Annotated in this window: 21 protein-coding genes and 3 pseudogenes; 18 read left to right on the forward strand and 6 right to left on the reverse strand. The window is 64.3% G+C overall.

Features of this window, described 5'->3' with window-relative positions; genetic code table 11:
- Window positions 1-186 precede the first annotated feature (186 nt).
- Together AB8Z38_RS31015 and AB8Z38_RS31020 are read right to left on the reverse strand one after the other, a co-directional pair.
- Window positions 187-600 (reverse strand): hypothetical protein, encoded by a 414-nt coding sequence (locus tag AB8Z38_RS31015; RefSeq protein ID WP_369726649.1) that lies wholly within the window; start codon window positions 598-600, stop codon window positions 187-189.
- 33 nt (window positions 601-633) lie between these two features.
- Window positions 634-1,422, reverse strand: a complete 789-nt coding sequence (locus AB8Z38_RS31020; RefSeq protein WP_369721417.1) for an SDR family NAD(P)-dependent oxidoreductase — start codon at window positions 1,420-1,422, stop codon at window positions 634-636.
- Between the two features lie 234 nt (window positions 1,423-1,656).
- Here AB8Z38_RS31020 and AB8Z38_RS31025 point away from each other — a divergent pair, with 234 nt between their 5' ends.
- The 4 genes from AB8Z38_RS31025 to AB8Z38_RS31040 all read left to right on the forward strand — a co-directional run bounded on the left by AB8Z38_RS31025 (window position 1,657) and on the right by AB8Z38_RS31040 (window position 3,929).
- A complete protein-coding gene (locus AB8Z38_RS31025) occupies window positions 1,657-2,064 on the forward strand; it encodes a YciI family protein (protein WP_369721418.1) in 408 nt (135 codons plus the stop codon).
- Between the two features lie 57 nt (window positions 2,065-2,121).
- Window positions 2,122-2,484, forward strand: a complete 363-nt coding sequence (locus AB8Z38_RS31030; protein ID WP_369721419.1) for a hypothetical protein — start codon at window positions 2,122-2,124, stop codon at window positions 2,482-2,484.
- Window positions 2,485-2,582: 98 nt separating this feature from the next.
- Window positions 2,583-3,323, forward strand: a complete 741-nt coding sequence (locus AB8Z38_RS31035) for a TetR/AcrR family transcriptional regulator (RefSeq protein WP_369721420.1) — start codon at window positions 2,583-2,585, stop codon at window positions 3,321-3,323.
- A gap of 120 nt (window positions 3,324-3,443) precedes the next feature.
- On the forward strand, window positions 3,444-3,929 hold the full coding sequence (locus AB8Z38_RS31040) for a DUF2852 domain-containing protein (RefSeq protein ID WP_369726650.1): 486 nt from the start codon (window positions 3,444-3,446) through the stop codon (window positions 3,927-3,929).
- Between the two features lie 145 nt (window positions 3,930-4,074).
- On the opposite strand, the gene AB8Z38_RS31045 is transcribed toward AB8Z38_RS31040, so the two are convergent.
- A complete protein-coding gene (locus AB8Z38_RS31045) occupies window positions 4,075-5,238 on the reverse strand; it encodes an acyl-CoA desaturase (RefSeq protein ID WP_369721421.1) in 1,164 nt (387 codons plus the stop codon).
- A 452-nt stretch (window positions 5,239-5,690) separates the two neighbouring features.
- Between AB8Z38_RS31045 and AB8Z38_RS31050 the strand changes: the two are divergent.
- Window positions 5,691-6,400: pseudogene (locus AB8Z38_RS31050) on the forward strand (SDR family NAD(P)-dependent oxidoreductase).
- A gap of 37 nt (window positions 6,401-6,437) precedes the next feature.
- On the opposite strand, the gene AB8Z38_RS31055 reads toward AB8Z38_RS31050, so the two are convergent.
- Entirely contained in the window at window positions 6,438-6,956 is a 519-nt protein-coding gene (locus tag AB8Z38_RS31055) for a DUF2231 domain-containing protein (RefSeq protein WP_369721422.1), read from the reverse strand.
- A 407-nt stretch (window positions 6,957-7,363) separates the two neighbouring features.
- On the opposite strand from AB8Z38_RS31055, the gene tolQ reads away from it, so the two are divergent.
- The 11 genes and pseudogenes from tolQ to AB8Z38_RS31110 all read left to right on the forward strand — a co-directional run bounded on the left by tolQ (window position 7,364) and on the right by AB8Z38_RS31110 (window position 20,296).
- Window positions 7,364-8,080: a protein TolQ gene (gene tolQ / locus AB8Z38_RS31060; protein ID WP_369721423.1), complete on the forward strand. Its 717-nt coding sequence runs from the start codon at window positions 7,364-7,366 to the stop codon at window positions 8,078-8,080.
- A gap of 55 nt (window positions 8,081-8,135) precedes the next feature.
- Window positions 8,136-8,588: a protein TolR gene (gene tolR / locus AB8Z38_RS31065; RefSeq protein ID WP_369721424.1), complete on the forward strand. Its 453-nt coding sequence runs from the start codon at window positions 8,136-8,138 to the stop codon at window positions 8,586-8,588.
- 4 nt (window positions 8,589-8,592) lie between these two features.
- Window positions 8,593-9,552: a protein TolA gene (locus AB8Z38_RS31070; RefSeq protein WP_369721425.1), complete on the forward strand. Its 960-nt coding sequence runs from the start codon at window positions 8,593-8,595 to the stop codon at window positions 9,550-9,552.
- 41 nt (window positions 9,553-9,593) lie between these two features.
- Complete coding sequence (tolB, locus tag AB8Z38_RS31075) at window positions 9,594-10,943, forward strand: Tol-Pal system beta propeller repeat protein TolB (protein WP_369726651.1); 1,350 nt, start codon at window positions 9,594-9,596, stop codon at window positions 10,941-10,943.
- Between the two features lie 241 nt (window positions 10,944-11,184).
- A complete protein-coding gene (locus AB8Z38_RS31080) occupies window positions 11,185-13,521 on the forward strand; it encodes a putative bifunctional diguanylate cyclase/phosphodiesterase (protein WP_369721426.1) in 2,337 nt (778 codons plus the stop codon).
- A gap of 153 nt (window positions 13,522-13,674) precedes the next feature.
- Window positions 13,675-14,436: a hypothetical protein gene (locus AB8Z38_RS31085; protein WP_369721427.1), complete on the forward strand. Its 762-nt coding sequence runs from the start codon at window positions 13,675-13,677 to the stop codon at window positions 14,434-14,436.
- A gap of 239 nt (window positions 14,437-14,675) precedes the next feature.
- Complete coding sequence (gene pal, locus AB8Z38_RS31090; RefSeq protein WP_369721428.1) at window positions 14,676-15,164, forward strand: peptidoglycan-associated lipoprotein Pal; 489 nt, start codon at window positions 14,676-14,678, stop codon at window positions 15,162-15,164.
- 178 nt (window positions 15,165-15,342) lie between these two features.
- Complete coding sequence (gene ybgF, locus AB8Z38_RS31095; RefSeq protein ID WP_369721429.1) at window positions 15,343-16,362, forward strand: tol-pal system protein YbgF; 1,020 nt, start codon at window positions 15,343-15,345, stop codon at window positions 16,360-16,362.
- Window positions 16,363-16,447: 85 nt separating this feature from the next.
- Window positions 16,448-17,508, forward strand: a pseudogene (gene tilS, locus AB8Z38_RS31100) (tRNA lysidine(34) synthetase TilS).
- A 255-nt stretch (window positions 17,509-17,763) separates the two neighbouring features.
- The gene (gene ftsH / locus AB8Z38_RS31105; RefSeq protein ID WP_369721430.1) at window positions 17,764-19,686 is read left to right on the forward strand and encodes an ATP-dependent zinc metalloprotease FtsH; all 1,923 of its coding nucleotides are present in this window, start codon (window positions 17,764-17,766) and stop codon (window positions 19,684-19,686) included.
- Window positions 19,687-20,095: 409 nt separating this feature from the next.
- A complete protein-coding gene (locus tag AB8Z38_RS31110; RefSeq protein ID WP_369721431.1) occupies window positions 20,096-20,296 on the forward strand; it encodes a hypothetical protein in 201 nt (66 codons plus the stop codon).
- A gap of 43 nt (window positions 20,297-20,339) precedes the next feature.
- Here the strand turns inward: AB8Z38_RS31110 and AB8Z38_RS31115 are convergent, their stop codons facing one another.
- Window positions 20,340-21,821, reverse strand: coding sequence for a hypothetical protein (locus tag AB8Z38_RS31115; protein WP_369721432.1), 1,482 nt, complete (start codon window positions 21,819-21,821; stop codon window positions 20,340-20,342).
- Window positions 21,818-23,306, reverse strand: a pseudogene (locus AB8Z38_RS31120) (hypothetical protein). The gene AB8Z38_RS31115 and the pseudogene AB8Z38_RS31120 overlap by 4 nt, the downstream one beginning before the upstream one ends.
- A gap of 332 nt (window positions 23,307-23,638) precedes the next feature.
- Here AB8Z38_RS31120 and AB8Z38_RS31125 point away from each other — a divergent pair.
- Together AB8Z38_RS31125 and AB8Z38_RS31130 are read left to right on the forward strand one after the other, a co-directional pair.
- Window positions 23,639-23,803: a Flp family type IVb pilin gene (locus AB8Z38_RS31125; protein WP_369721433.1), complete on the forward strand. Its 165-nt coding sequence runs from the start codon at window positions 23,639-23,641 to the stop codon at window positions 23,801-23,803.
- A 183-nt stretch (window positions 23,804-23,986) separates the two neighbouring features.
- Window positions 23,987-25,213 carry a glycosyltransferase family 87 protein gene (locus AB8Z38_RS31130; RefSeq protein ID WP_369721434.1) on the forward strand — a complete coding sequence of 409 codons (1,227 nt, stop codon included), beginning with the start codon at window positions 23,987-23,989 and terminating at the stop codon, window positions 25,211-25,213.
- Window positions 25,214-25,227: the final 14 nt, after the last annotated feature.

Below are 25,227 nucleotides of genomic sequence, written 5' to 3' on the forward strand. Positions count from 1 at the left end.
CAATCTTGGGTGGACGTGACTTGGAAGGGAGCGACCGATGGCGGCGGCGCTACAAATTAATCTTGCTCTCTGGGGAATGCTGATCTGCGCCAGCATCAAGCTGGCGCCAATCATGCAGGCTGTTTTCTTTTAGAAGAACAGCCGCGCGGCTAGCACGAAAGTTCCGAGGCCCCAGTCCTCGAATCGTCATCGACAGCGCGGATAGATGGCAGCGAGGTCGCGGCCTCTGAGCAAAAGCAAGCGCGATGTCAGGCCGCCGCGCCGGCTGATCCAGTCGCGCACCGGACCGGGATAGGCTTGCAGCACGGCGTCGGAGGCCTCGGGTTCGGCATAGAAGCGTCCGCGCCGGTCGAGCGAGCGCGCCGCATGGAAGCCAAGCACGGCGCGCCGGGTGACGCAGATGCGCTCGCCCGGCACGATGCTTAGCACCAGCGTGCAGGCGGACAGGCACGGCCCGTCGATCACGACGCGTTCGCCGCTATCGCGCACCTTCTCGAACAAATCAAGGAACGGTCCGACCTGTCCGCCCGGACTCTGGATGATGCGGACCTCGGCGGACGCGGGCGTGGAGCTGAACAGCGCAGTCGCCAGCGTGATCATCGTGACGAACGCGGGGCATTGCATGCAGCACTCCTAACCGTTGCGCCGCTGGCCCCGCAGCGTCGGCAGACCGATACCCGCAGCATCGAAGCCGCCATCAACGGCCAAAATTTGGCCGGTGATATAGCTCGCGCTTCCTGAGCATAGAAAGTAGATCGCCTCCGCGAGTTCCGCTTCCAGGCCGTAGCGGTTGAGCGGGATGGCGTCGTGATAGTCGGCGCGGATTTCCGGCGTGTGCACCTGCTTCGCCATGGCGGTGTCGACCGGCCCTGGTGCCACGGCATTGACGCGGATGTTGAGCGATGCGAGCTCCACCGCGAGCTGTTTCGTCAGGTGCGCGAGCCCGGCCTTGCTGGTCCCGTAGGCCGAGCGGAGCGTCGAGGCGCGCACCGCCGAGATCGAGGTGATGTTGACGATGGCGCCGCCATTGTTGTCGCGCATCAACGGCACCGCGGCCTTGGTGCAGAGGAACGGGCCGGTGAGGTTGACCTCGATCACGCGGCGCCAGTCGGCCTCGGCGGTCTCCATCAGGGGCGCGAACACGGCAATCCCGGCATTGTTGACCAGCGCATCGAGCCGGCCGAAACGCCGCTCGATCGCCGTCATCGCGGCACCGACCGCGGCCGCGTCGGAGACGTCGCAGGTCAGCGCCAGCGTCGCCTCGCTTTGACCGAGTTCGGCCGATGCGCGGCCGAGCAATTCGCCCTCGATATCGAGCAGCGCGACGCGCCAGCCTTCGGCCAGGAATTTCTTCGCGGTCGCAAGCCCGATACCGCGTGCGGCTCCGGTCACGAGGGCGACTTTGGCGGGAGAGGAGGTCATGGCGCGGTCCATTGCTCGGGCCTGCGGCATGACAGTTTAGCCAGTGACGCGCAAGGGATCACAAATGGGGGACCACGTATCTGAGGCGGCCTATGTCGGATTGCTCCTGCTCGGGGGAACCCAAGCCTCGGCGTGAGACTGCAAATAAATTTCGCGCGCCTGTCGGTTCCTTGGAATGCCATTCGTCTTACAAGCGAGGAACGATCCGAACGTTTTTAACAGCAAGAGACTTCCATGCGATTCATGATGCTGATGATCCCGCTCGGTTACGAGACCGCACCGGCGGACGTGCAACTCGATCCCGAGCGCGTCGCCGCGATGATGCGTTACAACGAGGCGCTCAGCGAGGCCGGCGTGCTGATCACGCTGGACGGCCTGCACCCGCCCTCGACGGGCGCGCGGGTCACGTTTGCGAACGGCGTGCCTGTTGTCACGGACGGCCCCTTCACCGAAGCCAAGGAAGTCCTGGGCGGATATTGGATGATCGACGTCGCCTCGCGCGCGGAGGCGATTGCCTGGGCGAAGAAGTGCCCGGCATCGGCCAACGAGGTCATCGAGATCCGGCAGGTGCAGGAGATGGCCGACTTTTCGCCGGAAGTGCAGGAGGTTGCCGCCGGCTTTGGGGACTTGAAGAGGAAATAACAAACACGGCCGCGGCCTCGCGGCTTTCGTCAATCCGTCAACCATGGGAGCGAACTGATGAGCACCGATACCTATCTCGCCGTTTTCCTCGGTAGCAAGACGAGCGCGAAAATGGCCGCGTGGAATGCCATGTCGGAAGCGGAGCGCAAGGCAAAGGAAATGGAGGGCATGGCCGCCTGGAAAGCCTGGGTCGAGAAGCACCAGGGCGCGATCCAGGCCATGGGCGGCCCGCTCGGCAAGACCAAGAGGGTTGATGGCCAGGGTGTCGCCGACATCGCCAACGAGATGGGCGCCTTCACCGTGGTCCGCGCCGCCTCACACGAGGCCGCGGCGAAGATGTTCGAGAACCATCCGCACTTCGCGATTTTCCCCGGCGAACGCGTCGAGATCATGCCGGTGCTGCCGATCCCGGGCAGCTAGGGCTTCAGGCACCGCCCCGGGGTTGCGGGACATACGGGTTCATCAAATCCCGCCCGCGCTAGTGACCTTCACCGCCGGCTCATGTTAAAGCCGTTCACATGAGCTGGCGCAAGGAAGAGCGCCGCGCCGAGCGCGGCTATCACCACGGCAATCTGAAGGAAGCCCTGTTGCAGGCCGCTCTCGGGCTGATCGCCGAGAAGGGCGCGGCCGGCTTCACCTTTGCCGACGCGGCGCGCATGGCCGGCGTCAGCGCGGCGGCGCCTTACCGGCATTTTCGCGATCGCGAAGAGCTGCTGTCCTCGATCGCGCAGCGCGGTTTCGAGCAGTTCGAGGCGCGGCTGACCGCGGCTTGGGACGACGGGCGCCCGGATACCGTCACGGCGTTCGAGCGCGTCGGCCGAGCCTATCTCGCCTTCGCCCGCGACGAGCCCGCTTTCTACAACGCGATGTTCAGATCGGGCCTGCCGGTCGATGCCAATCCGGCGCTCCAGGCCGCCAGCGAGCGTGCTTTCAATGTCATTCGCGCCGCGGCCGAGCGGCTCGCGGCGCTCGCACCGCCAGGCGCGCCGCGGCCGCCGGCGATGATGATGGCGCTGCACATCTGGTCGATGGCGCATGGCGTGGCCTCGCTGTTCTCGCGTGGCGACGCCGCGCGGCGCAAACTGCCGATGTCGCCGGATGAGCTGCTAGAGGCCGAGGTGCTGATCTATCTGCGCGGACTCGGCTTCCCGACCGACCGCCGTTCGGCGGCGAAAAGCGCCGAGCCGCCGCCGGTGCCTCCGGAGGCCTCCTCCGGTTCTGGCGGTCCTCCCGCCGGTCCTTGGGGCAAGCCGAAATAAAATTGCGCAAATAATTCGGCCGGCCTGTTGGGCGGCCAGCTTGACAAAATCCCGGGATGGTCTAGCTATGTAAATGTTATTTACATTCACAACGGCGCTGATGCCGTCATGGAGAGGGAAATGGCCTACACCGCTGATGTCAATCGATGGCGCGGCCCTTCGGACCAACACTATGAGCGCCCCCACATGCTCGATACGCCTTGGCATCCCGGCTGGATAGCCGTGACCGTCCTCGGCTTTGTCATCTGGTGGCCGATCGGACTTGCCCTTCTCTTTTTCACACTCGGGAGCAGAAAAATGGGTTGCTGGAGTCACCAAGATCGCTGGCAGAACAAGATGGAGCGGATGCAGTACAAGATGGACCGCATGCGCGGTCGCATGGAGCGCCGTGGCTTCGGCTTTGGCTTTGGTCCGCCCTCGAGCGGCAACCGCGCCTTCGACGAGTATCGCACCGAGACGCTGCAGCGGCTCGAGGAGGAGCAGGTCGAGTTCAAGAACTTCCTCGACCGTCTGCGCCACGCCAAGGACAAGGAAGAGTTCGACCAGTTCATGGCCCAGCATACGACGCGTCCGACCCCGCCGCCGAGCGATCAGCCGCAGGGTTGATCCGCAAAGGCTAAGCCTGAGCTAGGCATCTCTCAAGCCGTCAGGCGCACGCCCCCAAAAGTCCTGATGGCCAGAGCCGCCCGCTTGCGTACCCCGCAGGCGGGCGGTTTGGTTTTTGCGTGACCGCGGCTGGCAGCCGCGATCTTCAGATCGCGGTTGCGAGCCGCGTGCGAACCGACGTCAGGAAATGCTCATAGGCGTGGTCCACGATCTCGTTGAGCGATCGGGTCCGCGCGAACATCGCCTTGGCCTCGGCCAGAAACTCCTCGCGGGTCGGTATTGTCGGCAGATGCAGATGCGTCAGCGCGTCGACGCCTTCGTGGGCGCGATTGAGGATCTCCTGCAAGGTCGGCCATTGCAATTGGGCCAGATCGGCGCGTCGCCGTGCCGATGAGATCGCATCCGCCAGCATCTGTGCATCGAACCGTCCGGCCAGTTCGCGCGCGGCGCGGTTGATCACCCGCGAGGCGAGCGGCTGCTCGTTGCGCAGCACCTGTTCGGGCGGTATCTTCATGTTCCAGACCACGCCGGTCCAGGACAGGGCCTTCAGGACGTAATAGGTCACGTCGATTTCCCACCAGCGAAAGCCCTGTCGCACGCTGCTCTGATAGGCATGGTGATTGTTGTGCCAGCCCTCACCCAGGGTGAACAAGGCCAGCAGCCAGTTGTTGCGGGAATCGTCGCCGGTCACGTAGCGCTTGCGCCCGTGCACATGGGCGAGGGAGTTGATGCAGAAGGTCGCGTGATACAGCAGCACCGTGCTCCACAGGAAGCCGACCACCAGGCCGGACCAGCCCGCAACCACGAAACACAGCGCTCCGAGTGCAGCGGCCGGCAGGAGCTCCAGCCGATGCAGCCACATCAACTCCGGATAGCGCGCGAGATCGCCGACTTTCACCAGATCGGTCGCATCGTGCTGCCGGTGAAAGATCCAGCCGACATGGCTGTACAGAAAGCCGCGGTGACGCGGCGAATGCACGTCGATTTCGGTGTCGGAATGCAGGTGATGGTGTCGATGCTTGGCCGCCCACCACAAAACGCTCTTCTGCGCGCTGCTCTGGGCGAGGCAGGCCAGGATGAACTGGAAGACCCGCCCGGTCGCAAACGCCCGATGCGAGAAATAGCGATGGTATCCGGCGCCGATGGCAAACATCCGCACGACGTACAGTGACAGGCAGATCGCGACTGCCTGCCAGGTGATTCCCGTCCAGATCGCCGCGATGCAGCTGATATGGACCAGCAGGAACGGCAGGGCGGAGGGATACATGATGTCGTCGTGGTGGTCGTCGGCGGGGGCGTTGGGCGACATGCTCAGCGTGACCTTGGATCAGGCGGGTGTGGAATTTGCGCGGACGCGCCGAACGCGTCCCGCATGCGAAAATCCCGGCGGTGGCGGACCACCGCGGGTCTTGAACGAGATGTTTTGAGGGTACATCCCTGGTCAAGCAGTGTGGCGGAGTTGGTCGCCGCTCACAGGGCATGCAGATTGTCGGGGTCGACGTGCCCATCGTGGCAATCTGCAGCTAGCCCTCGTCGTCGGCTGAGATGTCGTTGGCCGACACACCCTTGGCCGAAACTCGACCAAGTATATGGTTGCACACGACTGGCATGCAAGCTCGTAGTCTCACGGGACCTGCGGTACGGCGTCACGGCAATGCCTGACGGCCGCATCGCGGTCGGCAATCCCGCGCGCTTGGTCAATTGCCCCCAAGCTCTCTCTGTGGCATGATATCCATCATATAATTATCTCCGGAGCGTGCGATGAAGACGGCAATCGTGATCGGCGTCGGGCCGGACCGCGGGCTCGGTGCGCAGCTCTGCAAGCGCTTTGCCGCCGAGGGGCTGAAGGTGATCGTCGCAGGCCGGACGCTCTCCGCGTTGCAGGCCGTTGCGGATGACATCGCGACCGCAGGTGGCGCGGCCGTTCCCTTCGTTGCGGACGCCACCAAAGAGGGCGACATCGCGGCGCTGTTCGACGCCGCCGGCGAGAGCCTCGATCTCGCCGTCTACAATGCCGGCAACAATACGCCGGGAAAATCATCGAGATGGAAGCCGACTATTTCGAGACGGCCTGGCGCGTGGTCTGCTTCGGAGGGTTCCTGTTCGGCCGCGAGGCGGTGCGCCGCATGGCGCCGAAGAAGGCTGGCACGCTGATTTTCACCGGCGCCAGCGCCTCGCTGCGCGGACGGCCGGGCTACGGCGCCTTCAACTCAGCGAAGGCGGGCCTGCGCACGCTGGCGCAAGCCATGGCGAAGGAATACGCGGCGGACGGCATCCATGTCGGCCACGTCGTGGTTGACGGCGCGATTGGCGGCGACAAGATCTTTTCGCGCTTTCCCGATGCGGCAGGCCGGGAGGACAGTTTGATCAGCATCGAGGGTATCGTCGACGCCTTCGCCTTCCTCTACCGCCAGCCCGAGCGCGCCTGGTCATTCGAGCTCGATGTACGGACCTCGAAGGAGAAGTGGTAGCGGGTAGCCGCGGTTCTGCCGCTGACGTCCCGCTCGCTCAAGCCGCGCGCCGACGGTTCTCGCCGCCATGATGCGGCGCGACCGGCTCCGAACTGGTCTGGCCCGGCGCGTCCACGACGGCAACGTGATGCCGGTAGACCATCTCCCAGCCCTTCCATCCCGTGAACAGGAGGATGCCGACGACGATCAGCGAGAGCACCACGCCCCACGGCTTGATCGCGGCTTCCGCACCTTGCGCATAGCGAAGATAGAAGTTGATGAGGGCCAGCACGACGGCCGCAAGATTGCCGATCATGTGGTACCAGGCATCATCGAGGTCGCGAATGCGGGGCTCGCTGAAGAAGTCGGTAAAGCCGGCCACGGCGGCCGCGAGCGCCATGACAATGCCGGCGCCGATCAGCCAGATCGCGGCTCTGGCCCAGAAACCGTCGCCGGTTCCAATGAAGGCCAGATCCGCAATGGGCGCGGCGACCAGGAAGGCGACGGGAAACGGGATCAGCATCGGGTGGAGCGGGTGCTCGCCGATGGCGGCGGTCGTCTTGGGGTTGATGGTCATGGCAAAACCTCGCCGAAAGTGATTTTCCGGACAATCGCCGGTGCACGGGCTGGTTCCTTTGGCCCGCAGTGAGCAACCGCGGTGCACGCAGGCCCCAACCGCCTACTCTGCCTGCCCTTCTCCCACCCGAATTCGATCCCGGTAACCGCGTATTAACCAACGCCGGGCTCTGGTAATTGCGGACAATCGCGCCCAAAGCCCGCGGTCAAGGCCCGGGGGTCGAGGCCCTTAGTTTTGACATCTTGGCAGGGAATGCAGGCGGCCGGCTTTGGACCAGCCTTGCACCCCAGAAAGACCAAGCTTTGAGCGGGCTTGCCGGCTGCGCCGGTTGGCGCGGCTGTTGGGGAACCGGCAGCGATTGGCTGCCGGGGACGTTGGATAACGATCGCCTTGAGAGGATACTGCTTATGAATCCGGCCGATGTGGCTCAGTCCGCCCTTCCGGTTGCCGCTTCCGCCGACGTGTCGCTGATCGCGCTGTTCTGGCAGGCTCACTGGATCGTGAAAGCGGTGATGCTGGGACTTCTGTCCTGCTCGGTCTGGGTCTGGGCGATCGCCATCGACAAGATCTTCCTGTTTGCCCGCACCCGCCGCTCGATGGACCGCTTCGAGCAGGCGTTCTGGTCCGGCGAGTCGATCGAGGACCTCTATCGCACGCTGTCGGCCAAGCCGACGCATTCCATGGCAGCCTGTTTTGTGGCCGCGATGCGCGAGTGGAAACGCTCGTTCGAGAGCCATGCGCGTTCGGTCGCGGGGTTGCAGATGCGCATCGACAAGGTGATGAACGTCTCGATTTCGCGCGAGGTCGAGCGGCTGGAACGCCGGCTGCTGGTGCTTGCGACCGTCGGTTCCGCCGGCCCGTTTGTCGGCCTGTTCGGTACGGTTTGGGGTATCATGTCGAGCTTCCAGTCGATCGCGGCGTCGAAAAATACCTCTCTGGCGGTGGTGGCGCCCGGCATCGCGGAAGCGCTGTTTGCGACCGCGGTCGGCCTTATCGCCGCCATTCCTGCCACTATTTTCTACAACAAGTTCACCTCCGAGGTGAACCGGCAGGCCCAGCGGCTCGAGGGCTTCGCCGACGAATTTTCAGCCATCCTGTCCCGTCAGATCGACGAGCGGGGCTGACGGACGGCATGTATGACGGCATGTATAATGTGACGGGCAATTTGGGCAGCAGACCATGGGCATGAACGTCGCGAGTTCGTCCGGAGGCGGCGGCCGCCGCAGCCGGCGCAAGCCGGTCATGGCCGAGATCAATGTCACGCCGATGGTCGACGTGATGCTGGTGCTGCTCATCATCTTCATGGTGTCGGCGCCGCTGCTCACGGTCGGCGTGCCGCTCGACCTGCCGCAGACCCAGGCCAAGAGCCTCGAGCAGAACGACCAGAAGCCGATCCAGATGTCCGTCGACATCAAGGGCAAGGTGTTCATCAACGATGCCGAGATCGCGGTCAACGAACTGATCCCGAAGCTGAAGGCGATCACGGACGCGCGCGGCGGGCTCGAGGAGCGCATCTATCTGCGCGCCGACAAGAAGGCGGATTACGGCACGGTGGCCAAGGTGATGGGCCTCCTGTCCGGCGCGGGCTTCAAGAAGCTGGCGCTCGTCACGGAAGCGGATCAGGGGTCCTAGACCGGTGAAGGTGAACGTCGACAAGACACTCGTTGCGTCGATCGCCCTCCACATCCTCGTGCTGGGGTGGGGCTTGTTCACCTTTAGCAGCAGGGCTTTCGTGCCGGCGGAAGAGTCGCTTCCGATCGACATCATCTCCTCCGATCAGCTCGCGAAGATGATGGCGGGACAGAAGACCGGCAAAAAGGAAGAGCTGAAGCCCAAGGTCGAAAGGGTCGCCGAGGCCAAGCCCGAGGAAGACGCCGTCGGCAAGGTCACCGAGAAGAAAGAGCTGATCAAGACGACGTCGACGCCCGAGCCGCCGCCAAAACCGGTCGAGAAGCCGGTCGAGAAGAAGCCGGAGCCGCCGAAGCCCGTCGCCGAGGCCAAGCCCAAAGAAGAGCCGAAGCCGCAGGAAAAGAAGCCTGACCCGGCCAAGGAAGATCCGATCGCCGAGCTTCAGAAGAAACTCGAGACCAAGAAGCCGCCGCCCAAGCCGCGTGAGCCCAAGGTTGCGGAGGTGCAGCCGCAGCAGCAGCCGAAGCCCAAGGAGCGCACCTTCGATCCCGCGCAGATCGCCCGCGAGCTCGACAAGCGCGATCCGACGCGGCACGAGCTCACGGGGGGAGCGCTGAATGCGTCTGCTTCGCTGGGATCGGCGACCGGCACTGCCGCCAATAACGTCGCGACCTGGCGCGGCGCATTCCAGGGCGCGGTGAAGCGCTGCTTCACGCCCACCTATAACGGGCAGGACGCCGATCAATACGAGGCGGATATCGACATTCCCATGAAGATCGACGGATCGCTGGCGTCCGAGCCCATCGTCGTCGCGGTCAGAGGACCGTCGCGTTCGATCGCGCAGGCGGTGGCGGAGAGCGCCAAGCGCGCCATCGTGCAGTGCCAGGTCTATTCGTTCATGCCCAAGCAGCAATACGAGAGCTGGAAGACCATTCCGATGACTTTCGGCCTGAAAGACATGTTGTGACATCCGAACAAAAGAATTTTGCGATGAATGACGTCCGATCGATGAACCGCCGCCGCTTCATGACCCTGACCGGGTCGACGCTTGCGATCCTCGGGGGCGGACGTGCTCTCGCCCAGCAGCCTCAGCCGCGCCTCCGCATCGATCCCACCGAGTTTCAGCCGGTCCCGATCGCGATCACCAACTTCGTGCCGGGCTCGCCATCCGACGCCGACGTCGGCAACGGGGTCACTCAGGTGATCACCAACAATCTGAAGCGTTCGGGGCTGTTTGCACCGATCGACCAGGCCGCCTTCATCGAGCGCATCAGCAATTTCGACGCCGCGCCGCAGTTCCAGAACTGGAAGACCATCAACGCACAGGCGCTGGTCACCGGCCGGATGACGCGGCAGCCGGACGGCCGGCTCAAGGCCGAATTCCGCCTGTGGGACGTGGTGTCGGGCCAGCAGCTCACCGGCCAGCAATATTTCACGTCGCCGGAATATTGGCGCCGCATCGCGCACATCATCTCCGACCAGATCTATGAGCGGATGACCGGCGAGAAGGGCTATTTCGACAGCCGCGTGGTGTTCGTCGACGAGTCCGGCCCGAAGGAGCGCCGCGTCAAGCGGCTCGCGATGATGGACCAGGACGGCGCCAATGTGCGCTATCTGACCCGCGGCGCCGACCTCGTGCTGACGCCGCGCTTCTCGCCGAACTCGCAAGAGATCACCTACATGGAGTTCGGCCAGGGCGATCCGAAGGTCTATCTCTTCAACATCGAGACCGGGCAGCGCGAGATCGTCGGCAACTTCCCCGGCATGACGTTTGCGCCGCGCTTCTCGCCCGATGGCCAGCGCGTCATCATGAGCTTGCAGCAGGGCGGCAATTCAAACCTGTTCGTGATGGATCTGCGCTCGCGCTCGACCACGCGCCTCACCGACACGCCGGCGATCGACACGTCTCCGTCTTATTCGCCGGACGGCGCCCGCATCTGCTTCGAGTCCGATCGCGGCGGCAGGTCGCAGATCTATGTGATGGCGGCCAGCGGCGGACAGGCGCAGCGCATCTCCTTCTCCAAGGACGACAACAACGCCACCTATTCGACGCCGGTGTGGTCGCCGCGCGGCGATTACATCGCCTTCACCAGGCAGGGTGGCGGGCAGTTCTCGATCGGAGTCATGAAGCCGGACGGCTCGGGCGAGCGGCTGCTCACCTCGGGCTTTCACAACGAAGGCCCGACCTTCTCGCCGAACGGGCGCGTGCTGATGTTCTTCCGCGATCCTGGCGGCAACAGTGGACCGTCGCTGTTCTCCGTCGACATCTCGGGCCGCAACGAGCTGAAGGTGCCGACGCCGGGTTTTGCTTCCGACCCGGCATGGTCGCCGCTCCTGTCCTCGACCGCGGGCCAATAACGTTTGGCTCCTGACGCACGATGGTTCGAACGCGCGTTTTTCGACAAAGTTTGCGAGATGTTTTGCCGCGGCAACCATTCGTTCAGGTTGTGCCCGGCAAACTTTTCCCAGTCCTTTGTTTCTGTTGATGTATTTGGATCGTTGGTGGTTCAGAACAACTCGACTTTAACGATGTTCCCTCAGAAAGACTTCACCTGAGCTGGGTAAAAGTACGCCTCGGACAGGATGCGCGTACACCCAGATGCAGTTCGAAAGCCAGAGCGTAGAGCCGGAGAAGGAGCAGGTTTCGCCGACGACCTCGGCGGCGCTGACCGATTCCTTGTTCGAGGCGCCCGGCACGGTGCTGACCGGCATCGTCTTCTCGGCGTTGTCGGCATCCTTGACCGCGTTGAAGACGGGACAGACGCTGATCTGGGGATTTGTTCCGCTTCTCATTCTTGCGGGGGCTATACGCGCCTTCGATTTGCACCGGTACCAGATTCGAAGATCAGTCCTGACTGTCGAACAGGCTGCGCGCTGGCAGAACCGCTACCAGATGGGAGCGCTCATTCAGGCCACCGTGATCGGCCTATGGTGTTCCACAACGCTGTTGAGCAATGACGACGCCACCGCCCACATGATCGCTCTCTCGGTCACCACCGGGATCGTCGCGGGAGGAGCGGGGAGGGCCTACGGAAGGCAATCGATATTCCGTTTGCAAGCCACCCTGATATTCGGCCCGGCGGTGATCGCGCTGGCTTTGCGTGGCACGCCCTACTACGTGGCCATGTCCGTCGTGTGTGCCGCGTTTCTTTTGTCCGTCATGAAGCTCTCCGCCAATCTGCACAGGATATTCTTGCGAGCCGTTATCGCGCGAGAGCGCGAGGCGGCGCTCGCCGGTCAGTTCGACACTGCCCTCAACAACATGCCGCATGGGCTGTGCATGTTTCGCGTCGACGGTCAGCTCGCGGTGATGAACCACCGCTTTGCCGCGATGATGAGCCTGCCTGACAATCTCGCACGGGGCAGCACCAGCGCGCGCGACATCGTCGCCGCGTGCGTCGAAGCGGGATCGATTTCAGCCGCTAGCGGTGAGGCGATTATTGCGGACATCGAAACCTCGCAGGCAAACGAGATCATTACATCCGATCCCGATACGGAGAGGAACCGTTCGCTGTCATGGACCGTGCAGCCCATGGCCGACGGCGGTGCGGTTGTGCTGCTTGAGGATGTCACCGAAAGGCGCAATGCCGAGGCCAGGATCAGCCACCTTGCGCGCTATGACGATCTCACTGCACTGCCTAACCGCGTCAGTTTTCGCGACGAAATCGAGCGGTTGCTCGCGGTTGCGCGGCATTCGGAACGTCTGTCGGCCCTGCTCTTCGTCGACCTCGACCAGTTCAAGCAGGTCAACGACACGTTGGGACATCCCTGCGGCGACCAGCTCCTGTGCGCCGTCGCCAATCGTCTGCGCGAGATGCTGCGGCCGGAGGATTACGTCGCCCGCTTCGGCGGCGACGAGTTCGTCGTGTTCCAGCAGAACATCGCTTCGCCGGAGGACGCCGCGAGTCTTGCCCGCCGCATCGTCGAACGCCTGAGCGAGCGCTACCGCATCGATAATCATCTGGTCGAGATCGGGGCCAGCATCGGTATCGCGCTGACCTCGCCGGAAGGCGACGTCAGGGCCGATACGCTGCTCAAGAATGCCGACATGGCGCTGTATCGCGCCAAGGCCGACGGCCGCGGTACCTTCTGCTTCTTCCGCGACGAGATGGCGGCGACCGTCGAGGCACGCCGCACCCTGGAGCTCGACCTGCGCAAGGCGCTCGCCAACGAGGAATTCGAGCTGTTCTATCAACCGCTGGTCAATTTGAAGTCCGGCAAGATCACCACCTGCGAGGCGCTGTTGCGCTGGAACCATCCAGTGCGCGGCACGGTCTCGCCGATCGACATCATCCCGGTCGCCGAGGACATGGGCCTGATCGTCGATCTCGGCCGCTGGATCCTCCGCCGGGCCTGCATGGAATGCATGAAGTGGCCGGAGGGCGTCAGCGTCGCCGTCAATTTTTCGCCGCACCAGTTCCACCAGCGCGACGTGCTGAGCGAAATCCGCTATGCGCTCGAAGTCTCGGGCCTGCCGGCGCACCGCCTCGAGATCGAGATCACCGAGTCCTCGCTGTTGCGCAACACCCAGCTCACCCATGACATCCTGTCGCAATTGCGTGCGCTCGGCGTTCACATCTCGCTGGATGATTTCGGCACCGGCTATTCCAGCCTCAGCTATCTGCACAATTTCCCGATGCAGAAGGTCAAGATTGACCGCTCCTTCCTTGAAGGGATCGACACGGACCGTCCGTTGACTCTGCTGCGCGGCGTGGCGCGGCTGTCCGCCGACCTCGGGATGTCGGTTGTGGTCGAGGGCATCGAGACCAACGAGCAACTCGAACTGATCAGTGCCGACGGGACGGTTACCGAGGGCCAGGGTTATCTGTTCAGTCGGCCTGTTCCGGCCGTACGGATTCGTCAGTTGCTCAATGCCTCGCACGGCCATCGCACGGGCAAGGATCAGATGGTCGCCGCATCGCGATCGATCGCTTGACGCTTTTCTCCGTCCATCTCTGAAGGCCTCTGCTGTCCCCGCACTTCTACGGGTGCAAAGGTTAACCCTAACGTTTCTAAGCCTTTGCAATTGCGTTAAGGAACCATTAATCTCGCGCTACCCGCAGAAGTTGCTTGCAGCGTAGGATTACAGATGAAGTCCGGGGCCGAACCGCAGACCGCGCTTCTCCCACGTGGAGCCGCGTTGTTCGATCGTATCGACTATCGGCTCATTGAAACGCCGGAGGACAAGGATCGCCTCCACCTGATGCGTTATCGGGCCTACCTGCAGGCGGGACTGATCCCGGCGTCGGAGTCACAGCGGGTGACCGACCGTTTCGATGACGCGCCCAACGTCTGGAATTTCGGTGTCTACGTCGAGGACGAACTCTGCAGTGCCGTCCGCATCCACATTCTGACCTCCGAATGTCGCTCGTCCTACACCACCGAGGTGTTCGGCGACATCCTGCATCCTCGCCTGGACCGGGGCGAGGTTTTTGTCGATCCGTGTCGATTTGTTGCGGATCCCGAAATGCAGCAGCGGTTCCCGGAATTGCCATATTTGACTGTGCGGCTCCCCTTCATTGCCTGCGAGCATTTCAATGCCGATGTCGGGCTTTCGATGGTGCGTACCGATCATCAGCTGTTCTACCGCCGGGTATTCTTGTGCGAGACCCTGAGCGAACCGCGCTCGTTTCCGGGCTGGCCGACGAAGAAGGCGGTGCTGATGGCGTCGGAGTATCCTCAGGTTCGGGAGAGGATACTGAGCCGCTTTCCGATCATGCGCTCCAGTGCATTTGAGCGGCGCATGTTGTTTGAGCGCAGCAGCCCGCGCCAGGCGGCCTCGCGGCCGGTGTTGCTGGCCACCCCGCGGAATTCGGATGCGGCGGCGCCGGCAATCGGTTCCGCCCGCTAGGCACGATCCCGGCACGTGACTGCCGAAAATCCCGCAAAGCCCGCACTTTCGGCCGTTGGACGGCTTGCCTTCACCCTTGCGCCACATTTACAACCCATTAACCATGGCGGTTGCTTTTCGCCGGTGGGGGGCATTTGACCGGCTTTGGCAACATCCCATCAAGGTTGACGGAACGTTCGCTTAACCAACCCCCTGTAGACCGGACGGCAGTGGACTAACGTGAGCGTGGAGGCTCCGGAATGAAATATCCTATGCGCATCCTCCAGGGATTAAAGCTGGCTGCGGTGCTTGCGATCGCGCTGTCGATGGGCGCCTGCGCCAACAAGAATCTGGGTGCCGATGCGATGGCCAGCGCCGCGACGCCTGGCAGCCAGCAGGACTTCGTGGTCAACGTCGGCGACCGCGTGTTCTTCGAGAGCGACCAGACCGATCTCACCCCGCAGGCGATCGTGACGCTGGAGAAGCAGGCGCAGTGGCTCCAGACCTATCCGCGCTACTCCTTCACCATTGAAGGTCACGCCGACGAGCGCGGCACCCGCGAATACAACATTGCGCTCGGCGCCCGCCGCGCCCAATCGGTGCGTTCGTTCCTCGCCTCGCGCGGCATCGATGCCAACCGCATGCGCACGATCTCCTACGGCAAGGAGCGGCCGGTCGCCGTTTGTAACGACATCTCCTGCTGGTCGCAGAACCGCCGCGCCGTCACCGTGCTGAACGCGAGCTCTTAAGGCACCGCCGTTCCACGACCACCGAGCTTTGCCGGCGCCCTTTCGGGCGCCGGTTTCGTTTCAGCGATCTGTGACAGAAACACCGTGGTGCCAGTCACATTTTTGGCGTAGTCCACTTCAATGTGTGGCGCGTCGACGGTTCCGTCGCAGGCCATTTCGCTTTCGTCGTCAGGGCAAGATGTCATCCAGATTTAAGGCCATTACCGGCACCGTGGCGATCGCCGCGCTGATCGCTCTCGGCTCGCCCGTCCTCGCGCAATCGGACGATGCCGACCCGGAGATCCGGATCGAGCGGCTGGAAAACCAGCTGCGCCAGCTCACCGGCCAGAACGAAGAGCTGCAATTCCGCAACCGCCAGCTCGAGGACCGCCTCCGGCAGCTTGAGGGCGGTGCGCCCGGCCAGGCGCCGGCGCAGCCCAACGTCGCAGCCGTGCCGCCTGCGCAGATCGCGCCGGCCTATCGCCAGCAGCAGGCCGCCCAGCCGAATTACGAGCAGCCGCAAATCGGCTCTCCCGCGCCGATCGTTCAGGAGCAGCCGGCGCCCGGTGCGCCCGGCATGCGCCGCCGCGGCGATGCGTTCGACCCGAGCCAGACCCCGAACGCTCCCGGTGCGCCGCGTGCGCTGGGCGGAGGCCAGCAGCCGCTGTCGGCGGGCGCGCCCGGCGGCAGGGGCGCGGGCGAGCCGCTCGATCTGAACAACACTGGCGGCCGCTATCCGCAGGCAGCGGCGCCGGCACAGCCGGCCTATCCGCTGGCCCAGCCCGGCTATCCGCAGCCTGCCGCTGGCGGCGAACTGGCGACCCTGCCGCCCTCGGCAACGCCGCGCGACGAGTTCGACCTTGGCATCGGCTACATGCAGCGCAAGGACTATGCGCTCGCCGAACAGACCATGAAGAATTTCGCGCAGAAATATCCGAGCGACCCGCTGCTCGGCGACGCGCAATACTGGCTCGGCGAGAGCTATTTCCAGCGCCAGCAATATCGCGACTCGGCGGAAGCCTTCCTCGCCGTCACCACCAAATACGACAAATCGGCCAAGGCGCCGGATGCGCTGTTGCGGCTCGGCCAGTCGCTTGCGGCGCTGAAGGAGAAGGAGGCCGCCTGCGCCGCCTTCGGCGAGGTCGGGCGCAAATATCCGCGCGCCTCCGGCGGCGTCAAAGCCGCCGTCGACCGCGAGCAGAAGCGGGTCAAGTGCTGAGACGGAGCGTTCGATCCTGACAAGGCGGATCGTGCTGCGCTAAGCTAAACAGTCTGCTTTCCGCTGACGATGGCCGGGCAGCATCATGTCAGACGACGACCATGCGCCGATCTCGGCGCGCGAGGCCAAGCGGCTCTTTGCCGATTTCAAAAGCGCGCCCGCGCTGGTGCTCGCAGTTTCGGGCGGACCGGATTCGGTCGCGCTGATGTGGCTCGCGGCGCGCTGGCAGCGCAGCCTCGCCCGCGGCCCGCAGCTCGTCGTCGTCACCGTCGATCACGGCCTGCGGGTGGAGGCGGCGCGCGAGGCGCGCGAGGTCAAGCGGCTGGCCGCGGCCCTCGGATTGGCGCACCGAACCCTGCGCTGGCGCGGCGCAAAGCCGAACACGGGACTGCCCGCCGCTGCGCGCGAGGCCCGCTACCGCCTGCTTGCGCAGGCCGCGCGCGCAACGGGTGCGACCCATGTGCTGACCGCGCATACCCGCGACGACCAGGCCGAGACCCTGTTGATGCGGCTGTTGCGCGGCAGCGGCATTGCCGGACTGTCGGCGATGGCGCGCGTCACGACGCGCGACGGAATCGCGCTGGCGCGGCCGCTGCTCGATGTCCCGAAGTCGCAGCTGATCGCGACCTTGAAGCGGGCCAGGATCGGCTTCGCCGATGATCCCACCAACCGCGACACCGCCTACACGCGGCCGCGGCTGCGCGCGCTGTTGCCGCAGCTGGCGAGCGAGGGCGGCGATGTCCGCAATCTGGTGCGGCTGGCGGCACGGCTCGCCCGCGCCAATGCGGCGGTCGAGGTGCTGACCGATGGCGCCGAGCGCTTCCTCCGTTTGCGTGATCGCGGCCATGCGCCGCATGGCCCGGCTGCGCGAAGTTTCGAGGCAAAGCCTTCGCCGCCGTGCCGGAAGAGGTCCGGCTGCGGCTGCTGCTGCGGGCCATCAATACTCTTGGCCATGAGGGACCGGCGGAACTCGGCAAGGTCGAAACCCTGTTGGCCGCGCTCGATCAGGCCATTGCCGAGGGGCCCCGCTCATCCGCAAATGGCCGGCCGGCCTTGAAGCAGACCCTTGCGGGGGCCTTGATCAGCCTGGCCGGCGGGCGTATCCACGTCGCCCCGGCGCCGGCCCGTCGGCGCAAGGGCAGCTGAGCCGCGGACCATGGCACCGGCCGATTTGGCCGCGCACCATCAGGCCACCTTAACCAGGCGGGAAAAACCCGGCTTCCGGCGCCATTATTTCAGCGGGAATCGCGCTAAGATGGGATAAATAGTCCCATCTCGTTCCCTTGGCAGCGACCGGGGCGGCACCTAAATTGTATGCGTCTAACGATGAGGATTCCTTGGGGATTTCCTCGTACTGCCCAAGGACCAGGCCGCGATCCGCGCGACCACGAAGGAAGATCGATGAACGCCAATCTGCGCAATTTCGCCCTCTGGGTCATCATTGTCTTGCTGCTGCTGGCGTTGTTCACGCTCTTCCAGAATCCGGGCCAGCGCGCCTCCTCGCAGGACATCGCCTTCTCCCAGCTGTTGAGCGAGGTTGACCGCGGCAACGTGCGCGACGTCGTGATCCAGGGGCCGGATATCCACGGCACCTTCACCAACGGCTCGAGCTTCCAGACCTATGCGCCGAACGATCCGACGCTGGTGAAGCGCCTCTATGACAGCAAGGTCCAGATCACCGCGAAGCCGCCCGGCGACAACGTGCCGTGGTTCGTCTCGCTGCTGGTCTCCTGGCTGCCCTTTATCGCGCTGATCGGCGTCTGGATCTTCCTGTCGCGGCAGATGCAGGGCGGCGCCGGCAAGGCGATGGGCTTTGGCAAGTCGCGCGCGAAGATGCTGACGGAAGCGCATGGCCGCGTCACCTTCGAGGACGTCGCCGGCGTGGACGAGGCCAAGCAGGACCTTCAGGAGATCGTCGAATTCCTGCGCGACCCCGGTAAATTCCAGCGCCTCGGCGGCCGCATTCCGCGCGGCGTGCTGCTGGTGGGCCCTCCCGGCACCGGCAAGACGCTGATCGCGCGTGCGGTCGCCGGCGAAGCCAACGTGCCGTTCTTCACCATTTCCGGTTCTGACTTCGTCGAGATGTTCGTCGGCGTCGGTGCGTCCCGCGTGCGCGACATGTTCGAGCAGGCCAAGAAGAATGCGCCCTGCATCATCTTCATCGACGAAATCGACGCGGTCGGCCGTCACCGTGGCGCCGGTCTCGGCGGCGGCAATGACGAGCGCGAGCAGACGCTGAACCAGTTGCTGGTCGAGATGGACGGCTTCGAGGCGAACGAGGGCGTGATCCTGATCGCCGCGACCAACCGTCCCGACGTGCTCGATCCCGCGCTGCTGCGTCCCGGCCGCTTCGACCGCCAGGTCGTGGTGCCCAATCCCGACGTCGTCGGCCGCGAGCAGATCCTCAAGGTTCACGTCCGCAAGGTGCCGCTGGCCCCCGATATCAACCTCAAGACCATCGCGCGCGGCACGCCGGGCTTCTCCGGCGCCGACCTGATGAACCTGGTCAACGAAGCCGCCCTGACCGCCGCCCGCCGCAACAAGCGGATGGTGACGCAGGCCGAGTTCGAGGAGGCCAAGGACAAGGTGATGATGGGCGCCGAGCGCAAGTCGCTCGTCATGACCGAGGAAGAGAAGCTGCTGACGGCCTATCACGAGGGCGGCCACGCCATCGTCGGCCTTAACGTCGTCGCGACCGACCCGATCCACAAGGCGACCATCATTCCGCGCGGCCGTGCGCTCGGCATGGTCATGCAGCTGCCCGAGCGCGACAAGCTCTCGATGTCGCTCGAGCAGATGACCTCGCGGCTCGCCATCATGATGGGCGGCCGTGTCGCCGAAGAGCTGATCTTCGGCCGCGAGAAGGTGACGTCCGGTGCGTCGTCCGATATCGAGCAGGCCACGCGCCTCGCGCGCATGATGGTGACGCGCTGGGGCCTGTCCGAGGCACTCGGCACCGTGTCCTATGGCGAAAACCAGGACGAGGTTTTCCTCGGCATGTCGGTGTCGCGCACCCAGAACGCCTCGGAGGCCACGGTCCAGAAGATCGACACCGAGATCCGGCGTTTCGTCGAAGAGGGCTACAACGAAGCGACACGCATTCTCACCGAGAAGCGCGCCGATCTCGAAGCGCTCGCCAAGGGCCTGCTCGAATTCGAGACGCTCTCGGGCGACGAGATCATCGACCTGCTCAAGGGCAAGAAGCCGAACCGCGAGTCCGTGCTCGAGCCGACCACGCCGCGCGCCTCCGCAGTGCCGCCGGCCGGCAAGCCGCGCCCGCGGCCCGATCCGGATCCCGGCCTGGAGCCGCAGCCGCAGGCGTAATCGAGCAGCGGCAGATCGAATCAAAAAAACGCGGCGGCAACGCCGCGTTTTTTCTTGCGGATGGTGAGTTGCTGGCGCTGACCACCGAGCCACCATCATTGCGAGCGCAGCGAAGCAATCCAGAGTGTCTCCGCGGATGCAGTTCTGGATTGCTTCGCTCCGCTCGCAATGACGAGTCTGTTGAGGCGTTTGCGTGCAATCGCTCGCGACGCTCGTGCCCGCGAAGGTCGCAACGATCAACAACAGCTCTCGTGGAGGCGGTGCTGAAAGCCTGTAGCGAGCAGCATCGGCCCGCTGAAATAGTTAACCGCACTCGGCCCTCATCCCGGGGAGCCCGCCAAAGCGGGCGTCTCGAAGGATCGGCCGCAGGGATCACGAACAGGGCACCGCGGCGGGGCTAAACTGCCTCTTGCTGGCCATAATCTCGCGCGTACATTCGCCCGATCTGGGCGATGGCAGGGCAGTTGCAATGACGGCTCAGTCCCACAAGACCGCAGAACAGGAATACGAGGAGCAAGTCCGCATCCTCGTCCGCATCGTTTCAGCCTCCACTTTGGGGCTTCTCGCTTTCGCGGCGGGCCTGCTGATTGGGACGTTTCTGTTTTTGTGATCGAAGATGAATGACCAGCCTTCCGCGCGGCGGAGCTGCGTCCTCATTTCGACGTCGCGGCGGTCGCGCCGCCCGCATTGTCGCGCACATGGATCACCGCGACGTTGTCGGCATAGATCCGCTTCCATCCCTTGATGTTGTCCAGGATCTGTGCGGCAGGTGAGTCCGTGGTGAGCAGCGTGGCGTCGATCCTGTTGTCGTCGAGCATACGCAGCAGACCGGATACATCGCGCCCGTCTTCGGCGGCAAAATAACCCATCAGGAATTTTTCGCCGTAGAGCTCCGATCGTCCGTCGACGAACGGCCTGAAGTCGCGCACGATGAGATAGCCACCGAAGCCGTAGGAATTGAAGATGCGCGCGGCCTTGCGCTCAGCCAGCACGTCCACCGCCGCAACCGGCGTCTGCACTATGGAGAATTGGAAGGTGTGACGGCCTGCAAAGGTCACGGTCGCGCTTGCGGTCGCGAGCACGATCGCCACCGCGGCCAGCGCCGACGGGACGCCAGGAGCCATTCGCATGCCGCGCGGCGTATCCGAGGCTGATCTGATCCACTGGCTCAGCGGCTGCGCCAGCCCCAGAGGGACGAGCACGCCAAACGTTTCGATACTGCGGACATGCGCCAGCGCCATCCAGGTGGCGCCGAGGATCAGCAGCACGCGCGGCGGCGACAGCGAGAGGCCGCGCCACAGCCCGAGGCCGAGCAGCCCGAGCAGCGCGCCCGCGAACGGGCTGAACGAACTGAAATCGGCCGGACGCCATTCGGCGATGATCGAGAACGATTTGCCGAGGCTGAGGATGCGGACGGCCCCCAGCAAGGTATCCACGCCGTAGGGTGTGCAACAGCTCGCCACCAGCGCGGCGAGCCCGAATGCAGTCCAGCGCCATGCGAGCGCAAGCCGGCGCGACGGTGCCGCGCGCCAGAGCGATTCAAGCCCGATCGCGCCGGTCAAGGCGAGCCCGAGCACGAAGCCGCCGTGAAGGTTGGCCCACAGCGCCATCAGCGGCAGCAGCAGGAAGGAGGGCGCGCGGCCGCGATCGGCCGCGGCCATCAAGGCACCGCTCCAGCCGACCATCACCGGCAGCGCCAGCACGTGCGGACGGGCCAGCAGATGCGGCGCGGCCAGCGTCATCGCCAGCAGGCAGAACAGCAGCGCATAGGGCAGCTCGAGATGCCGTTGCAGGAAGGCCAGCAATAGCCCCATCGCCAGCGCGATCGCGGCCGCGGTCAGCACGACCGGCCCGGCCCAGCCCCACGACCAATAGATGGTCGCGAACAGCACCTGCGACAGCCAGGACGTCGAGAGCCAGACCTCGCCCTGGTGCGTCAAGGAATAGAAGTCGGTCCAGGGCACGGCCCGGTGATCGAGGATCCACTGGCCGACCTTGATCTGCCAGAGCGTGTCCGGATCGTGCAGCAGGCTGTCGCCGTTGACCAGCAGCAGCAGATAGGCCGCGGCCGCGACGCAAAGCGGCGCCAGATTGCGCTGGCGCCGCGCGACGGGAACGCTGGCTGCGATCGTCATGGCTTCGTCGGCGCAGACGCGTCGGGCTCGCTGTCCCGCACGTGAATCACGGCGATGTCGTCGGCATAAAGCCGCTTCCAGCCCTTGATGTGATCCAGCACCTGCGCGGCCGGGGCGTCGGCGACCATCAGCGTGGCGTCGATCTTGTACTCTTCGAGCAGCCGCGTCAGGTTGTCGAGCTTCTTGACCTCGACCGCCTTGAAGAAGTCCATCACGAACTTTTCGCCATAGAGCTCGGCGCGGCCGTCGGCGAACACCGGGATGTCGCGCGAGATCAGATAGCCGCCGAACTGGTAGGCGTTGAAGATGCGCTGCGCCCTGCGTTGCTGGAGCAGGTCGACGGCGGCAACCGGCGTCTGGTCCATCGTGAAGGTGAAGCGATGATGCGACATGTAGATCGAGGTCGAGGTCCAGGCTGCGGCCGCGATCATCAATGCGCCGGTGAGGGTGACATAGCGGGCCGCCCAGCTTTCGGTGCCTTGCGCGTCAGGCTGCGGCAGCGGAGATCTCGCCCAGCGGCTTGGCCAGCACCAGCGGTACCAGAAACGCAAAGGCCTCGATGCTCCTCACATGCGTAAGCCCCATCCAGGTGAAAAGCAAAATCAGAAGAATGCGCGGCGGCGACAGCGTCAGGCCGCGAAACAGGCCAATCGCGATCAGGCCGAGAATCGCGGCTTCGAACGCGGAGAACGAGGCGAAATTCGCCGGCATCCATTCGGAGATGACCGACAGCAACTCGCCGAGATTGAGGATGTTGGTCGCGCCCAGCAGCGTGCGCCAGCCATAGGGCGTGACGCAGGCGGCAAGCATCGCCGCGACGCCGAACAGGAACCAGCGCGCGAGCAGCCGGACCTGCTTGCCGGATTCGAGCGTCCAGATCGCCTCGAGCGCCATCGGGCCGATCAGCGCCAGCCCCAGCACGAAGCCGCCATGCAGGTTCGCCCACAGCGACATCAGCGGCAGCCAATACCAGGACGGCGCGCCTTTGCGATCGGCCGCTGCCATCAGCATGCCGACCCATGCGATCATCACGGGCAGTGCCAGCATGTGCGGCCGCGCTAGAATATGATGCAGCGAGAGCACGACCGCCAGCATCGCGAACAGCACGGAGCGCGGCATTTCGAGATGCGCATCGAGCAGATGCACGAAGATTGCGGCCGACGCGGCAATCGCGACTGCGGTCAGGATCACAGGCCCGGCCCAGTCCCAGTGCGCATAAGAGAACGCGAACATCACTTGCGACAGCCACGAGGTCGAGATCCAGGGCGCGCCGGGCCGCGTGAAGGAATAGAAGTCGGTATAGGGCACGGCGTGGTGATCGAGGATCCACTGCCCGATCTTGATCTGCCAGAACGAGTCGGAATCCTGAAGCAGCGTGTCACCGATATAGAGAAAGAAGAGATAGGCGCCCGCGCCCACGCACAGCGGGACCAGTGCGCGCGCGCGGCTCTGCACGGCGATTGCGTTGGTGAAGGAAAGGGACATGCCGCCTCGTCTTGTTCTTGGTCCTGTCGGCCGAGCGCGCGGCATTGGACCATGGCGGTCATAACTTCGGGTAAATCGGCGCAACGAGAGCGCGCTCAACGCACGTGGATACCGCTGCGGACGAGGCGCCGGTTGATGTCCCGGCAATTTAACCGTTCGTTTTTAATTTCGGTTTACCATCGCCGAATACACGCAAACCGTTCTGTATTTCCGCAGCCGAATTAACTGCGGCGCAATTCTTTGTCCCTAGGTTCGGTTCCATGGTCGGGCGGCGCTGGGAAGCCAAAAGACCAGACCAGTTGTAGCCTCGTGTAGTTTTTTTGGAGCAGTCTATGAAGAACCTCGTTTCGCGTTTCGTGAAGGATGAGTCCGGCGCCACGGCCATCGAATACGGCCTGATCGCTGCCGGCATCGCGCTGGCGATCATCACCGTCGTCAACAACCTCGGCACCACGATCAACGCCAAGTTCGGCTCGATCTCGTCCAGCCTCAAGTAAGCTGTACGAACCTGGAATCCAAAGAGCCCCGTCCTCGACGGGGCTCTTTTGCGTTGTCGGATGATCAGCGTGTCGTATCCGCAGTCCTTAGGCCTTCGACAACTGGCTTAAGCCTCCTTCAAGTCACTCCGGTGTATGGCTTGAATGCATCCACGTTGCCGTACCTGCGTCAAAGGAAGCCGCATGGCTGAAGCCCCGTCCGCCCCGCCTGCTGTTGGTCATCCCGGCGCAGTGCCTGCAACGCTTCTCAACGTCTCCTTCGTGCTGGCGATCGTCACGCTGGCGTATTTTCCGACGGCGTATCTCACTCACACGTGGATTTTCGGCGCGGATGGACGCGGAATCCCGACGGACTTCGTCAACGTCTGGGCCGCCGGAAGATTGGCGCTCGAGGGCCATCCCGCGCAGGCCTGGGACTGGGACATCCAGAAGCAGGTCGAGCTCGCGCTGCTCCAGCAGGATTTCGTCGGCCATTTCGCCTGGCACTATCCGCCGCCCTTCCTGTTCGTCGCGTCCTTCCTGGCGCGGTTTCCCTATGCCGTGGCCTTCATCTGCTGGGCCGCCTTCAGCGTGCTGCCTTATCTCGCGGTGATGCGCGCGATCATCGGCCGCAACGCCGGTCTGGTGATTGCGCTCGGTTTCCCCGCGGCCTTCATCAACGTCCTGGTCGGGCAGAACGGCTTCCTCACGGCGTCGCTGATCGGCGGCATGCTGTATCTGTTGCCGAAGCGGCCGGTGCTGGCCGGAATCTGCCTGGGCCTTCTGAGCTACAAGCCGCAATATGGATTGCTGTTTCCGCTGGTCCTGATCGCGGCTGCCGAATGGACGGTGCTCGTCACCGCCGCAATCGTCACCGCCGCCATCGCCGCGGTGTCGTGGCTCGCGTTCGGAACGGAAAGCTGGCAGGCTTTCTTCCACTGGATACCGATGTTCTCGCAGGCCTTCCTGACCGAGGGCAGAGCGCCCTGGTTCAAGATGCAAAGCATCTTCGCGCTGGTCCGCTATCTCGGCGGCGCCGAGCAGCTCGCGTGGATATGCCAGTGGGTGCTGACCGCGGCAATTGCGGTGGTGCTGGTCCTGATGTGGCGCAGCAGGCTGCCATACGCGCTGAAGGCCGCGATGCTCGCGGCGGCAACGCTCCTGACGACGCCGTATCTCTTCATGTACGATCTGGTTGTGCTGGGCATCGCGGTGGCTTTTCTCATCCGCGCCGGACTCGACGACGGCTTCGCGCGCCACGAGGTGATGGCGCTGGTCCTCGTCTTCGCGCTGCTCGCGACATTCCTGTTTCTCGGCCAGCCGGTCGGATTCCCGGCGATCCTCATCGTCTTCGGGTTGATCCTCGGCCGTTGCGCGGCCTGGCGCACGGCCGAGGCCGCATCGATGCAGCTCGCGACGACGCGAACGTGATCGGCAGGGTTCGA

Source organism: Bradyrhizobium sp. LLZ17 (assembly GCF_041200145.1).
Taxonomy (GTDB): domain Bacteria; phylum Pseudomonadota; class Alphaproteobacteria; order Rhizobiales; family Xanthobacteraceae; genus Bradyrhizobium.

What these genes read in the sequence shown, in the direction of transcription:
- AB8Z38_RS31015 (WP_369726649.1), bottom strand. Translation starts at nt 600, where the DNA reads ATGATCACGCTGGCGACTGCGCTGTTCAGCTCCACGCCCGCGTCCGCC.
- AB8Z38_RS31020 (WP_369721417.1), bottom strand. Translation starts at nt 1,422, where the DNA reads ATGACCTCCTCTCCCGCCAAAGTCGCCCTCGTGACCGGAGCCGCACGC.
- AB8Z38_RS31025 (WP_369721418.1), top strand. Translation starts at nt 1,657, where the DNA reads ATGCGATTCATGATGCTGATGATCCCGCTCGGTTACGAGACCGCACCG.
- AB8Z38_RS31030 (WP_369721419.1), top strand. Translation starts at nt 2,122, where the DNA reads ATGAGCACCGATACCTATCTCGCCGTTTTCCTCGGTAGCAAGACGAGC.
- AB8Z38_RS31035 (WP_369721420.1), top strand. Translation starts at nt 2,583, where the DNA reads ATGAGCTGGCGCAAGGAAGAGCGCCGCGCCGAGCGCGGCTATCACCAC.
- AB8Z38_RS31040 (WP_369726650.1), top strand. Translation starts at nt 3,444, where the DNA reads ATGGCCTACACCGCTGATGTCAATCGATGGCGCGGCCCTTCGGACCAA.
- AB8Z38_RS31045 (WP_369721421.1), bottom strand. Translation starts at nt 5,238, where the DNA reads ATGTCGCCCAACGCCCCCGCCGACGACCACCACGACGACATCATGTAT.
- AB8Z38_RS31055 (WP_369721422.1), bottom strand. Translation starts at nt 6,956, where the DNA reads ATGACCATCAACCCCAAGACGACCGCCGCCATCGGCGAGCACCCGCTC.
- tolQ (WP_369721423.1), top strand. Translation starts at nt 7,364, where the DNA reads ATGAATCCGGCCGATGTGGCTCAGTCCGCCCTTCCGGTTGCCGCTTCC.
- tolR (WP_369721424.1), top strand. Translation starts at nt 8,136, where the DNA reads ATGGGCATGAACGTCGCGAGTTCGTCCGGAGGCGGCGGCCGCCGCAGC.
- tolB (WP_369726651.1), top strand. Translation starts at nt 9,594, where the DNA reads ATGAACCGCCGCCGCTTCATGACCCTGACCGGGTCGACGCTTGCGATC.
- AB8Z38_RS31080 (WP_369721426.1), top strand. Translation starts at nt 11,185, where the DNA reads ATGCAGTTCGAAAGCCAGAGCGTAGAGCCGGAGAAGGAGCAGGTTTCG.
- AB8Z38_RS31085 (WP_369721427.1), top strand. Translation starts at nt 13,675, where the DNA reads ATGAAGTCCGGGGCCGAACCGCAGACCGCGCTTCTCCCACGTGGAGCC.
- pal (WP_369721428.1), top strand. Translation starts at nt 14,676, where the DNA reads ATGAAATATCCTATGCGCATCCTCCAGGGATTAAAGCTGGCTGCGGTG.
- ybgF (WP_369721429.1), top strand. Translation starts at nt 15,343, where the DNA reads ATGTCATCCAGATTTAAGGCCATTACCGGCACCGTGGCGATCGCCGCG.
- ftsH (WP_369721430.1), top strand. Translation starts at nt 17,764, where the DNA reads ATGAACGCCAATCTGCGCAATTTCGCCCTCTGGGTCATCATTGTCTTG.
- AB8Z38_RS31115 (WP_369721432.1), bottom strand. Translation starts at nt 21,821, where the DNA reads ATGACGATCGCAGCCAGCGTTCCCGTCGCGCGGCGCCAGCGCAATCTG.
- AB8Z38_RS31125 (WP_369721433.1), top strand. Translation starts at nt 23,639, where the DNA reads ATGAAGAACCTCGTTTCGCGTTTCGTGAAGGATGAGTCCGGCGCCACG.
- AB8Z38_RS31130 (WP_369721434.1), top strand. Translation starts at nt 23,987, where the DNA reads ATGGCTGAAGCCCCGTCCGCCCCGCCTGCTGTTGGTCATCCCGGCGCA.